Origin of the sequence: Methylorubrum suomiense, from assembly GCF_022179765.1 — a bacterium.
GTDB lineage: Bacteria > Pseudomonadota > Alphaproteobacteria > Rhizobiales > Beijerinckiaceae > Methylobacterium > Methylobacterium suomiense.
This window is the reverse complement of sequence record NZ_BPRE01000003.1, coordinates 1-12,158: the sequence shown is the minus strand read 5'-3', so window position 1 is coordinate 12,158 and position 12,158 is coordinate 1. Positions and strand designations below refer to the sequence as shown.

Annotated in this window: 10 protein-coding genes; 7 read left to right on the top strand and 3 right to left on the bottom strand. The window is 71.5% G+C overall.

The annotated features are described in order from the left end of the window. Window positions 1–47 precede the first annotated feature (47 nt). Entirely contained in the window at window positions 48–647 is a 600-nt protein-coding gene (gene wrbA / locus MFF26_RS05450; protein ID WP_137830981.1) for an NAD(P)H:quinone oxidoreductase, read from the bottom strand. 148 nt (window positions 648–795) lie between these two features. Between wrbA and MFF26_RS05445 the strand changes: the two genes are divergently transcribed. The 3 genes from MFF26_RS05445 (at window position 796) to MFF26_RS05435 (ending at window position 3,335) form a co-directional block, all read left to right on the top strand. Beyond that, window positions 796–1,713 (top strand): LysR family transcriptional regulator, encoded by a 918-nt coding sequence (locus tag MFF26_RS05445; protein WP_137830980.1) that lies wholly within the window; start codon window positions 796–798, stop codon window positions 1,711–1,713. A gap of 292 nt (window positions 1,714–2,005) precedes the next feature. Further along, window positions 2,006–2,698 (top strand): DUF1013 domain-containing protein, encoded by a 693-nt coding sequence (locus MFF26_RS05440; protein WP_137830979.1) that lies wholly within the window; start codon window positions 2,006–2,008, stop codon window positions 2,696–2,698. A gap of 406 nt (window positions 2,699–3,104) precedes the next feature. After that, window positions 3,105–3,335, top strand: coding sequence for a hypothetical protein (locus tag MFF26_RS05435; protein ID WP_137830978.1), 231 nt, complete (start codon window positions 3,105–3,107; stop codon window positions 3,333–3,335). A gap of 136 nt (window positions 3,336–3,471) precedes the next feature. On the opposite strand, the gene MFF26_RS05430 is transcribed toward MFF26_RS05435, so the two are convergent. Both MFF26_RS05430 and MFF26_RS05425 read right to left on the bottom strand, forming a co-directional pair. Beyond that, a complete protein-coding gene (locus MFF26_RS05430; RefSeq protein WP_238307720.1) occupies window positions 3,472–5,853 on the bottom strand; it encodes a hybrid sensor histidine kinase/response regulator in 2,382 nt (793 codons plus the stop codon). Between the two features lie 26 nt (window positions 5,854–5,879). Next, a complete protein-coding gene (locus MFF26_RS05425; RefSeq protein ID WP_373324366.1) occupies window positions 5,880–7,256 on the bottom strand; it encodes a pentapeptide repeat-containing protein in 1,377 nt (458 codons plus the stop codon). A gap of 156 nt (window positions 7,257–7,412) precedes the next feature. On the opposite strand from MFF26_RS05425, the gene MFF26_RS05420 reads away from it, so the two are divergent. The 4 genes from MFF26_RS05420 (at window position 7,413) to MFF26_RS05405 (ending at window position 11,935) form a co-directional block, all read left to right on the top strand. After that, a complete protein-coding gene (locus MFF26_RS05420) occupies window positions 7,413–7,787 on the top strand; it encodes a response regulator (RefSeq protein WP_137830976.1) in 375 nt (124 codons plus the stop codon). Between the two features lie 214 nt (window positions 7,788–8,001). Further along, the gene (locus MFF26_RS05415) at window positions 8,002–9,945 is read left to right on the top strand and encodes an AI-2E family transporter (protein WP_137830975.1); all 1,944 of its coding nucleotides are present in this window, start codon (window positions 8,002–8,004) and stop codon (window positions 9,943–9,945) included. Between the two features lie 107 nt (window positions 9,946–10,052). Next, window positions 10,053–11,027, top strand: a complete 975-nt coding sequence (locus tag MFF26_RS05410) for a 2-hydroxyacid dehydrogenase (RefSeq protein WP_137830974.1) — start codon at window positions 10,053–10,055, stop codon at window positions 11,025–11,027. A 2-nt stretch (window positions 11,028–11,029) separates the two neighbouring features. After that, the gene (locus MFF26_RS05405) at window positions 11,030–11,935 is read left to right on the top strand and encodes an AprI/Inh family metalloprotease inhibitor (protein WP_137830973.1); all 906 of its coding nucleotides are present in this window, start codon (window positions 11,030–11,032) and stop codon (window positions 11,933–11,935) included. The last annotated feature ends 223 nt before the right edge of the window (window positions 11,936–12,158 follow it).

Sequence of the window (12,158 nt, the reverse complement as noted above, 5' to 3'; positions counted from 1 at the left end):
AGGATGAGGGGATGGGCGGAATGTTTCGTCCCGCCCCTCCGAGAGAATCAGCCCGCGAGCTTGGCGGCGATGCCGGCCACGTGGCGGCCCTGGAAGCGGGCGCCGTCGAGTTCGACCGCGCTCGGCTGACGCGAGCCGTCGCCGTCGGCGATGGTCGTGGCACCGTAGGGCGAGCCGCCCTTCACCTGCTCGACGCCGTTCTGGCCGCCGAAGCTGTAGGGCAGGCCCACCACCACCATGCCGTGGTGGAACAGCACCGTGTGGAAGCTCGTCAGCGTGGTTTCCTGGCCGCCATGCTGCGAGGCGGTGGAGGTGAAGGCCGAGCCGACCTTGCCGACCAGCGCCCCCTTGGCCCAGAGGCCGCCGGTCTGGTCGATGAACTGCTTCATCTGCGCGGCCATGTTGCCGTAGCGGGTCGGCGTGCCGAAGATGATCGCGTCGTAATCGGCCAGTTCCTCGACGGTGGCGATCGGCGCCGCCTGATCGAGCTTGTAGTGGAACTGCTTGGCGACCTCCTCGGGCACCAGCTCCGGCACGCGCTTGACCGCGACCTCGGCCCCGGCCTCGCGGGCGCCCTCGGCGACGGCTTCCGCCATCCGCTCCACATGGCCCCAGGACGAGTAGTAGAGAACCAGTACCTTCGCCATCGCGCGCAACTCCTCGTGTTCGGCCGCAGACCCGCGGCCCCGTCGAATGCGAACGGAGTATGGGGACTCGCCCCGCTTGCAGAAATGCCCTCGTCTGCAAGATGATCCTTGCACGGATGCAAGAGCGTGATGCCGGGAGGGGCGGGCGATGCCGGTCGCGTGGGACGAGTTCCGCCTCGTGCGGGCCATCGCCGAATGCGGCGCCCTGGCGCCCGCGGCGGGCCAGCTTGGGATCAATCCGTCGACCGCCTTCCGGCGGCTGGCGGCGCTCGAGGCGGGGCTCGGGGCGCGGTTGTTCGAGCGTCATCGCTCCGGCTACGTGCCGACGCCCGCGGGCGAGGCGATGGTGGCCGCCGCCGCCCGGATGGAGGAGGAGGCCGCCCGCTTCGATCGGGAGGTCGCCGACCGCGCCTCGGTGCCCTCGGGGATCCTGCGGGTGACGGCGCCCGCGGGCCTCGCCATCGACCTCATGATGCCGATGCTGGCCCGTTTCCGGGCGCGCTATCCGCGGGTGCGGCTCGATCTCGTCGTGTCGGAGGAGGCGCTGAACCTGTCGCGGCGCGATGCGGACGTGGCGTTGCGCGCCACCCGCGAGCCGCCGGCCAACCTCGTCGGGCGGCGCCTCTCGGGCGTGGCCTGGGCGGTCTACGGTCCCGTCGAGGGCGATTTGGCCGCGGACCCGCCCTGGGTCAGTCCGGACGAGGGCGTGGCCGGGGGGCTGTTCGCCCGCTTCGTCGCCGAACGCGCCCCGCCCGAGCGGGTCGCGCTGCGGATCAACACCGTCCAGGGCCTGTGCGAGGCGGTGGCGGCGGGCATCGGCATCGGCGCGCTGCCCTGCTACGTCGCCGATCCGCATCCGGCTCTGCGCCGCCTGTCCGGCCCGGAGCCCGACCTGGCGGCCGAACTCTGGCTCCTGACCCATCCCGACCTACGCCGCTCGGTGCGGGTCCGCGCCTTCCTGGAGCACGCCGCCGCCGAGATCGCGCCGCTGCGGCCCGCACTGGAGGGACGGATGGCGGAAGGGTTTTTTGAGACCCCGCAACACGCCGCGGCCACCCGTGGTTGAGGCGCGCAGGCAAGGGCATCGGGATGGCCCGGCGTGGACGGCGCCGCCCGCAGCGGGCCTCGGCGAACAGCCTAAGGCCGCGCGCGCGGCCGCCGGTGCCTGAGGCAATCGAGAGGACATCAATACAATTGCGCCGGGGGCCTCTCCGCCTGTATAAGCCCCCATCCCCTCATTCATCGCGACATGGGATCCTCCGGGCTCGAAGCCGGAGGTCGCGGGAAGCCCGTTTCCGCCGAGCCCGACCCGTGGCGCGACGTCCCGAACGACACGCGATTCGTCTGGAGTTTGCCCGATGTCCCAAGGTCCGCTGATGCCCAAGGCGACCGCCGTGTGGCTCGTCGAGAACACCTCGCTGGCCTTCGAGCAGATCGCCGATTTCTGCAAGCTGCACCCGCTCGAGGTGAAGGGCATCGCCGACGGCGAGGTAGCCGCCGGCATCAAGGGTCTCGACCCGATCACCACCGGCCAGCTCACCCGCGACGAGATCGAGAAGGCGCAGAAGGCCCCCCATTACCGGCTCAAGGTCGCCGTCTCGAAGGTGAAGCTGCCGGAGGTCAAGCGCACCACCAAGGGGCCGCGCTACACCCCGCTGTCGCGTCGCCAGGACCGGCCGAACGCGATCCTCTGGCTGATCCGCAACCATCCCGAATTGAAGGACGCGCAGATCATCCGCCTCGTCGGCACCACCAAGTCGACGATCCAGCAGATCCGCGAGCGCACCCACTGGAACTCCAGCCAGCTCTCGCCGCTCGATCCGGTGACGCTGGGCCTGTGCTCGCAGATCGATCTCGATTTCGAGGTGCAGCGCGCCGCCAAGGACCGCCCTGCCGTGGTCCAGGCCGATGGCGGCGCCAAGCTCCTGCCGACCGAGGTCTCCACCGCCCCGGCCGCCGAGGCGGATGCGGAGGACGAGGATCTCAACGCCGACGCGGTCTTCGCCAAGCTCAAGGGCATGAGCCGCATCGACGAGGACGACGAGGACTAGTTCCGCTTCACTCCCGGCTCGTCGGCCCGAACCTCGACTTCGCGGCGACGGGCCCCCGACCGTGACCCAAGACCCCTCGTTCCGGACGCGATCCGGGGCGAGGGGTTTTTCATGTCGCGATCATCGGTTTTGACGGACCGAGGCACAGCCTCGCTCGGCGCGATGAGCATGTCTCGTCCTGCGGAAATCGGCCAATATTTGGCACGAAGCGTGCTGCAGGCGGATGTTTTCTGTCGATGGATGATTTAATTCTTGGGGCGCGGGGCGAATGATCTCGTGGGCGCGTTGGCTGAGAGAAACGTCGCGGTGTCGCGACGTTTCTCTCGGTTTCTGTGCCGCATCGGCTGTCCTCCGAAAGCCGGCACCCACTTTTGGGCCGATGCTCTAGCAATCGAGGAGGCGTCCGATGTCCTACTGCGCGCAGCCATTCATCGTCTTGGCCGAGATGGGGACGGAGCTGCTTCGGCAGACCCGGCATCAGGCGGCGAGCGCGATGTGCCTCGCCGACGATTGGGCCGAAGCCGGGTATCGCAACGTGCGGATCGTCAACGGGGCGGGGGCCGAGCAGGACCGCCGGCAGTTCCGCGAGACCCTGACGCTCGTGAAGCAGGCACGCAAGCGCGCCCTCGCGATCTGATCCGCGCGGGCCCAAGGCGCCGTGCCGAAGGCTGCCCCAGAGCATCCGCCCGAAAGGTGGGGACCGCCTTTCGGAAAAGCTGTTGCAGCACAGGGCTTTAGAGAATCATCCCGGATCCGGAATTCGGGACGGTTCCCTATGAGGGGAGGCGCTCGATCAGGCCCTGGATCTCCCCGGGCAGGGGCGTCCGGTCGTGGCGGGCGTAGAGGTCGCGCAGCTGCCGGCCGATCTCGGCCAAGCTCATCGAGCCCTTGATGATCAGCCGGTCGGCCTGGGCGCCGAGGCTCTCCTTCTCGGACGGCGTGATCTCCTTGGCGGTCAGCACCACCACCGGCACGTTGCCGTCCGGCCGCCCGCGCAGGGCCCGGAGGAAGGCGAAACCGTCCATCACCGGCATCATCAGGTCGAGCAGGATGAGGCTCGGCCTCGCCGCATCGAGGCTCTCCAGCGCCTCGGCGCCGTTGCCCGCCTCGCGCACCTGCCAGCCGTCGCGCTGGAGGGTGCGGCGCACCCGCTCGCGGGCATCCTCGTCGTCGTCGACGATGAGCACGCTGCCCTCCTGCTCGGCCGGCCGGTAGCGCTCCATCGCCTCCTTCAGGGCGCTCCAATCGACCGGCTTGACGAGATAGTCGGTGGCGCCGAGCACGTGGGCGAGGCTGAACTCGTTGACGACGCTCGTGATGATGACCGGGGTCTCGGCGATGTCCGGATCGGTGCGGATCGCGTGCAGCACCGCCCAGCCGTCCATGCGTGGCATCTCGATGTCGAGCAGGATCGCCCGCGGCTTCAGGGCGCGCGCCAGCGTGAGGCCGGCCCGCCCGTCATTGGCGGTGCGCACGCGGAACCCCTCGCGCTCCAGGAAGCGCTGGAGCAGGTCGCGGGCGGCGGGGTCGTCGTCGACGAGGAGCACCACGTCGTGCAGATGGGCCTCGCCCGCGGTGATCTCGTGGACGCGGGCGGCCACGGTCTCGGCCGCCTCCTCCTCCTCGCGCACCGCCAGCTCGGCGGGCAGGCGGATCGTGAAGGTCGCGCCCTCGCCGAAGCGGCTCGTCACGCCGATGCCCCCGCCCATGCGCTCGCAGAAGGCACGGGTGATGGCCAGTCCCAGCCCGGTCCCGCCGAACTGGCGCGTGGTCGATTCGTCGGCTTGGCTGAACCGCTCGAACAGCCGGCCCATCTGCTCGTCGGTGAGGCCGATGCCGGTATCCGAGACGGAAAAGCTCATCCAGTCGGTGCCGTCCTCCGCGACCCGGCGCACGGTGAGCGTGATGTCGCCGTCCTCCGAGAACTTGGCGGCGTTGCCGATCAGGTTGATCAGCGATTGCCGGAGCTTCAGCTGGTCCTGATGCATCGTGCCGAGGCCGTCGCCGGACTCGTCTCCGAGATCGAGATGGAAGCGGTTGCGCTTCTTCGCGATCAGGCTCTGCGTGGCGGCGGAGACGTCGTCGATCAGGGTGGCGACGTCGAAGGACTCGGCGGAGAGCGTCATGCGCCCGGCCTCGATCTTCGAGATGTCGAGCACGTCGTTGATGAGCCCGAGCAGGTGGCGGGCCGAGGACTCGATCTTGCGCAGGTCCGGCAGCAGCTCCGCCTGGCCCAGATCCTCCAATTCCTCGCCGAGCATCTCGGAATAGCCGATCACCGCCGAGAGCGGCGTGCGCAGCTCGTGGCTCATGTTGGCCAGGAACTGGCTCTTGGCGAGGTTGGCGGCCTCCGCCGCCGCCCGGGCGCGCTCGGCCTCGGCCTCGGCCTCCTTCCGTACGGTGACGTCGATGTTGAGCCCGACCCATTCGCGGATCGTGCCGTTCTCGGCCAGCACCGGCACGCCGCGCACCTCGGTGTCGCGCCATTCCCCGTCGTGGCGGCGCAGCCGGTACTCGATCGCGTAGGGGCGCACCGCCTCGACGCATTCGGCCCACACTTCCGCGGCCCTGGCCCGGTCGTCGGGATGGACCGCATCGACCCAGCCCCAGCCCTGATAGGCTTCCTCGCTCTGGCCCGTATAGGCGGCCCAGCGCGGCTGCGGCGGCATCAGCTCGCCCGCGGCGGTGGTGTTCCAGATCACCGCCGCGGACGCATCGATCAGGGCGCGGAAGCGCTGCTCCGAGAGGCGCAGGGCGTCCTGCGCCTGGCGCGTCTCGGTGATGTCCGTGTTGGTCCCGTACCAGCGCTCGACCGTGCCGTCGGGCCCCCGCACCGGCTCGGCGAGCGACAGGAACCAGCGGTACTGCCCGTCGCGCCCGCGCAGGGGAAACGTGTCCTGCCAGGATTCGCCGGCCGCGATGCAGGCGGAGAAGCGGGCGGCGACTTGGTCGAGGTGATCGGGATGATGAACGGCGCGCCAGCCGTCCCCGACCATCTCGGCCGGGCTCGTGCCGGTGTAATCGTACCAGCGACGATTGAACCAGACGATCGCCCCGTCGGCCTCGGCGATCCAGGCGAGTTGGGGCAGCGCGTCGGCGAGGTTGCGGAAATCGGATTCCGTCGGCGCGGTTGTCGGCGCATTGCGAGCGCTCACGGTGTCGTCCTCCATCGTCCGTCCCCTCATCGCCGCAGCCGGTTGCCGAGCACGAAGCCGAACAGGCCCATCAGCACGATGCCGACGGCGCCCTGCGCGCCGACCAGCAGGTTGGTGATCCGGCCCTCGGGCTTTACCCCGATCTCCGGCGGGTTGGCGGTCAACATATTGAGGGCGCTGTAGCTCACGAGGTCGAGGGGGTTGTAGGTCGGTACGCCGCTGCCCTCCCGCGACAGGCCGCCGGTCGCCCCGTAGGCGCCCGCGAACAGGATGATGCCGATGAGGAAGGCGCGGGCGATCCGCGAGAGACTCTCGCCGTAATCGCACAGCCACTCGACGAAGCGGTCGGCGATCCAGCGATAGCCGTGCGCGACCATGCCGCGCGGATCGCGGGCGGACAGGGCCTGGCGCGCCTGGACCCCCGCGTGGCGCCGGCCCATCCGGCGTCCGCGCTTGTAGGCCCAGCTGGCGCCGACATGGTTGCCGATGCTCTGGAGGTTGCGTTCGAGGGCGAGATAGCTCGCCTGCGCCGCCTCGTACTCGCCCGCCGCCTCCTCGCCGACGGCGCCGCCGAGCTGCTCGTGGGAGAAGCGCACGCCTTCCAGCCACGCGCCCGCGAAACGGGCATGCTGCAGCCGGCAGCCGGTCAGGTCGAGCCGCACGAGGCTGGTGCGGGAGAAATCGGCGCCCGAGAGGTCCGCCCCGTCGAGGCGGCAGCCGGCGAGGTTGGCGCCGCGCAGGCGGGAGCCGACGAGCCGGGCCTTCTTAAGGCTGGCGCCCTCGAAATCCGCCCCCGTCAGGTTGCAATCGGACAGGTTCGCCTCGTCGAGGCGGGCGGCGCGGAACACGGAATCGTCGGCATCCGCCCCGGTGAAGTCGGTGCCCCACAGGTCGGCTCCGGGGAAGCGGGCGCCGTCGAGGAGCGCCTTCCGGAAGGAGGCGAAGCGCATCACGGCCTCGGAGAAATCGGCATCCTCCAGCATCGCCGCGCCGAAATCGGCCTGCCCGCCCGCGACGCCTCGGAAGCGCGCCCCGGAGAGGTCGGCCTCGGAAAAGTCCGCCTCCTCCAGGCAGGCGCCCTCGAAACCCGCCGATCGGGCGAGGACCCCGCCGAGCCGCGCCCGCCGGAGATTGGCCCCCGACAGGTCCGTCTCCTCCAGCTTGGCCTCCGCGAGGTCGGCGCCGCCGAGATCGAGCCCGCCGGTGCCCGCGGCCCACCACCGGGGCGGCGCGAGGGCGTCGATCCGGGATTCCAGCGCGGCACGCCCCAGAGCCAGCCCGGCGAGTCCGGCCCGGCCCGCGCCGTCGAGCGGTGCGGCGCCGGCACCGACCTGCGCGAGAAGGGCGGCGACGCGCGGATCGTCCACCGCCCCGCCATGTTGCACGCCCGCGTCCCGCACCATATCCCACCCTCGCGCCGTCCGCCGGCCGCCCGCACGATCGATACAGGCAGGCCGCCCTCGATGGCGAGATGCTTGCACCGCGGCGATTGTGCGACCGGCGGGCGTTCCGCGCGTTAGTGCGACGCGCCGCATCGGCGCGAGAGGGGATGGGCGGGCGTGTCGGGCAAGATTCTGCTGGTCGAGGACCACGAGGAGATCTGGGACTTCCTGTCCCGGCGCCTCAAGCGCCGCGGCTACGAGGTGGTGCTGGCGCATGACGGCGAGGCGGGCGTTCAACAGGCCCGCGCCGCCCAGCCCGACGTGATCCTTCTCGACATGAACCTGCCGGTGCTCGACGGTTGGTCGACCGCCCGCGCCCTCAAAGCCGGCGGCGACACCCGCGCGATCCCGATCATCGCGCTGACGGCGCATGCCATGTCGGGGGACCGCGACAAGGCGATCCAGGCCGGCTGCGACGATTATCACGCCAAGCCGATCGATTTCCCCAAGCTCCTCACCCAGATCGGCGCCGCGATCGGAGCGGCGTCCTGAGCGTGGGAGGGGCAGGCGCCTCTACCACCCTTTCTCCCCCGCACCCCCTCATCCTGAGGTGCCGCGTGAGCGGCCTCGAAGGAGAGCTCCCTTATGCGCGCGATCCCTGGAACCCTCCTTCGAGGCTCCGCTCCGCTTCGCACCTCAGGATGAGGGGGCGGGTGGGAGAAGCGGAGGCCGAAGCTGCCCTTCCCAACACACAGGCGATGGTCCGATGAGCGACGATCCGGTCACGGCGCGCCTGATGCGGCGGGCGCTGCCGGTGGTGACGGCGCTCGCCTCGCTGCTCCTCGTCGTGACGCTGGCCGGCGCACTCTACCTCGGCCGCGACATCCTCGTGCCGGTGGCGCTCGCCATCCTCCTGAGCTTCGTCCTCCTGCCGGCGGTGCGGGCGCTGCGGCGCTGGCGGGTGCCGCGGGTCGCGGCCGTGCTGGTCGTGGTGCTGCTGGCCTTCGGCATCCTGGCCGCGGTCGGCGGCCTGATCGCCCGCGAGGCGGCCCAGCTCGCCACCGATCTCCCGCGCTACTCGCTGACCCTGCGCGACAAGATCACGGCGTTGCGCGCCGCCACCGCCGAGCGGGGCGGGCTGTCGGACAGCTTCTCCGGCTTCTTCGACATGGCCGAGGAACTCGGCAAGGAGTTGCAGCCCCCCGCCACCGAGGCCGCCGGGGACGCCCGGCTCGGCACCGCCGAGCGGCCGATGCAGGTCGAGATCCACGCGCCGCGCTCGGGCGTGCTCAAGACGCTGGGCTCCGTCGCGGGCGGCGTGCTGCATCCGCTGGCGACCCTCGGCCTGATCCTGCTGTTCACGATCTTCATCCTGCTGCAGCGGGAGGATCTGCGGAACCGCGCGATCCGGCTGGCCGGGTCGAGCGATCTGCGCCGCACCACCGCGGCCATCGACGACGCCACCGGCCGCCTCAGCCGGCTCTTCCTGGCCCAGCTGATCCTCAACCTCGCCTTCGGCGTGGTGATCGGGATCGGGCTCTGGGCCATCGGCGTGCCGAGCCCGATCCTGTTCGGCGTCATCGCCGCGATCTCCCGCTTCGTGCCCTATATCGGCGCCGTCATCAGCGCGGTGCTGCCCTTCGCCATCGCGGTCGCGGTCGATCCCGGCTGGTCGATGGCGATCCAGGTCGCGCTCCTGTTCGTGATCGTCGAGCCCATCGCCGGCCACGTGGTCGAGCCGCTGCTCTACGGGCACTCGACCGGCATCTCGCCGATGGCCGTGATCCTGGCCGCCACCATCTGGACCTTCCTGTGGGGGCCGATCGGCCTCCTGCTGGCGACGCCGCTCACCGTCTGCCTCGTGGTGCTCGGGCGCCATGTCGAGCGCCTGTGGTTCCTCGACGTGATCCTCGGCGACCGGCCGGCCCTGGGGCCCCAGGAGATCTTCTATCAGCGGATGCTCGCGAGCGATCCGGACGAGGCGATCGAGCAGGGGCGGCTGTTCCTGAAGGAGCGGGCGCTCGTGACCTATTACGACGAGGTCGCGCTGGCGGCCCTGCGGATGGCGCAGGAGGACGCCGCCCGCGGCAGCCTCGACCGGGACCGGCAGGCGCAGGTCGGGTCCAACGTGCGCGCCGTCGTCGAGACGCTGGGCCAGGTGCGGGGCCGTGGCCTCGCCCTCCTCGGCCGGCGGCGGCAGAAGCCCGGCAGCGCCGAGGCCGAGGCCGCCCTCGCGGCGGTGGGGCCGGACCGGAGCGACGCGGCGGTCGTCCTGCGGTCGGAGGATCTGGCGCCCGGCTGGCGCGGTGCCGCGCCGGTCCTCTGCGTGACGAGCGGGGGCGCCTTCGACGAGGCCGCCACGCTCATGCTGGCCCAGACCCTGACCCGCCACGGCCTCACCGCGCGGGTGGTGTCCCGGCAGGACCTCGCCGCCCTGCCGCCGGGGGAGCGGCCTGCGATGATCTGCTTCTCCTATCTCGACCCGATCTCCCTCTCGCAGGTCCGTCTGACCCTGCGCCGTGCCCGGCAGGCGGTGCCGGGGGTGAGCGTGCTGGTCGGCTTCTGGCGCGAGCGCGACCCGGCCTCCCTCGGGCGCCTGCGGCGCCAGATCGCCGCCGACCGCCTCGTCACCTCGCTGGGCGACGCGCTCGGCGCCGCCCTGGAGCAGGCGCGGGCCACGCCAGAGCCGATGCGTCAGGCGGCGGAGTAGGGCGGTCGCCTCTCCGCAAGGGGGAAACGCGCGCTGGACCGCCGCCCGGCGCGGGACTACTCCGGCAAGGCTCCGGCACGACTCCGGACAGGCGGGAGGCACCCCGGGTGAGATCTGACGACAGGCCCGAGATCCTGCTGATCCGCCAGACCCGGCCGGACGTGGCCGAGCGGCTCGGGCAGCGCTTCCGCCTGCATCGGCTGGACGCGGCGCCCGACCGCGACGCGGCTCTGGCCGAGATCGGCCCCCGCATCCGCGGCCTCGCCGTCGGCGCGATGACCCCGATCGATGGCGCCCTGTTCGACCGTCTGCCGAACCTCGAGATCGTGTCGAGCTTCGGCGTCGGCTACGACACCATTGATGTCGGCGAGGCCGCGCGCCGCGGCATCTGCGTCACGCACACGCCCGACGTGCTCTCCGACGAGGTGGCCGACCTCGCGCTCGGCCTCCTGCTCGCCACGGTGCGGCGCATCCTGCAGGCCGACCGCTACCTGCGCGCGGGCCAGTGGCGGCAGGCGAGCTTCCCGCTCACCACGAGCCTGCGCGAGCGCCGGGCCGGCATCCTTGGCCTCGGGCGGATCGGCCGGGCCATCGCCACGCGGCTCGAAGCCTTCGGCGTGCACGTCGCCTATCACGGGCGGCGGCCGCAGGACGACGTTCCCTACGCCTATCACGACAGCCTGATCGGGCTGGCCGCCGCCAGCGACATCCTGATCGTGGCCGCCCCCGGCGGGCCGGACACCCGGGGCATCGTCGATGCGGCGGTGCTGGCGGCCCTGGGGCCGGAGGGGATCGTGATCAACATCGCCCGCGGCAGCCTGATCGACGAGGCGGCGCTGACCGCCGCGCTCAAGGCCGGCACGATCCTGGGTGCCGGTCTCGACGTGTTCGCGAACGAGCCGCACGTTCCGGAGGATCTGGCCGCCCTCGACAACACGGTGCTGCTGCCGCATGTCGGCTCCGGCTCGCATTACACCCGCGCGGCCATGGGCCGGCTTCTGACCGACAACCTGTTCGCGTGGTTCGACGGGCAGGCGCCCCTGACCCCGGTCCCGGAGACGCCGGCGCGGGGCGGGCGGTGACGATGGGTTCCATGACGATGCGTTCCGTGCCGCGTTCCACCGCCCTCGCCCTCGCCGCCCTGCTGTCCCTCGTCTCCGTCGCGGCCTCGGCGCAGGACGCCGCGCCGCCCTCGGATGGACGGGGAAATGCGACCCCCGCCGTTCCCCCGGAAGCGGCGCCTCCGGCTCCCGCCCCCGGCGCTCCCTTCGCCGTCACGCTGCCCGACACCCTGGCCGGGGCGGTCGGCACCTGGGATCTGGCCATCACCGGCGGGCCGCGCCGCTGCGTGCTGACGCTCTCCGCCGAGAGCGGCCCGAGCGGCCGGGTGGTGCGCTTCCCCGCGGGCTGCCGCCGGGCGCTGCCGATCCTGTCGGGCATCGCCGGCTGGCTCTACGTCCAGGAGGGCTTGCGCCTCATCGACGGCAATGCGCGGCCGATCCTGAGCTTCGCCCGCGAGCCCGACGGCCGCAGCCTCGGCGCCACCGCCGGGAACGGCGACCGCTACAGCCTCGTGCCGCTCCAGATCGCCGCCATGCGGCCCGCGGCCGAGAGTCCTGCGGCCTCGCCCGCGGCGGCGGAGCCGGCGGTCGCTCCGGCGCCCCCGGCGGACGGGCCGGCGCCGGGCCTCTACGCCCTCGACCGCGCCACGCAGAAGGACGTCTGCCGCGTGGAGCTGTCGCCGCCCGACGGGCTGGCCAAGGACACGCCCAAGGACGCCCCCAAGGACGCTCCGCTGCGCATCCTGCCCGGCTGCCGCGACAGCGGGATCACCGTGTTCGATCCCGTCGCCTGGCGCTACGCCGCCGGTCACCTGACGCTCAAGGCCCGCCGCGGCCACGCGGTGAATCTCGTCCCCCTCGGCGACGGGCGCTGGCGCCGCGACCCCGATATCGGGGTGACGCTGGTGCTCAGGAAGATCGAGCCGTAACGCCGCCGGAGCCTCTAGAGCGTGCTGCATTTCTACGGAAACAGCGGCACGCTCTATCTCTTTGTGGTCGCACGATGATTCCGGAAAACCGGATTCCACTTTTCCGCATCGTGCTCTAGAGGCTGTTATGGATCTATCGGCTGGACGGCTCAGATGATGGGTCATGAGCCAGTCCCGGAAAGCCTACCCGTCTGATGTGTCCGACGACGAATGGGCGTTGGTC

What these genes read in the sequence shown, in the direction of transcription:
- wrbA (WP_137830981.1), bottom strand. Translation starts at nt 647, where the DNA reads ATGGCGAAGGTACTGGTTCTCTACTACTCGTCCTGGGGCCATGTGGAG.
- MFF26_RS05445 (WP_137830980.1), top strand. Translation starts at nt 796, where the DNA reads ATGCCGGTCGCGTGGGACGAGTTCCGCCTCGTGCGGGCCATCGCCGAA.
- MFF26_RS05440 (WP_137830979.1), top strand. Translation starts at nt 2,006, where the DNA reads ATGTCCCAAGGTCCGCTGATGCCCAAGGCGACCGCCGTGTGGCTCGTC.
- MFF26_RS05435 (WP_137830978.1), top strand. Translation starts at nt 3,105, where the DNA reads ATGTCCTACTGCGCGCAGCCATTCATCGTCTTGGCCGAGATGGGGACG.
- MFF26_RS05425 (WP_373324366.1), bottom strand. Translation starts at nt 7,256, where the DNA reads ATGGTGCGGGACGCGGGCGTGCAACATGGCGGGGCGGTGGACGATCCG.
- MFF26_RS05415 (WP_137830975.1), top strand. Translation starts at nt 8,002, where the DNA reads ATGAGCGACGATCCGGTCACGGCGCGCCTGATGCGGCGGGCGCTGCCG.
- MFF26_RS05405 (WP_137830973.1), top strand. Translation starts at nt 11,030, where the DNA reads ATGGGTTCCATGACGATGCGTTCCGTGCCGCGTTCCACCGCCCTCGCC.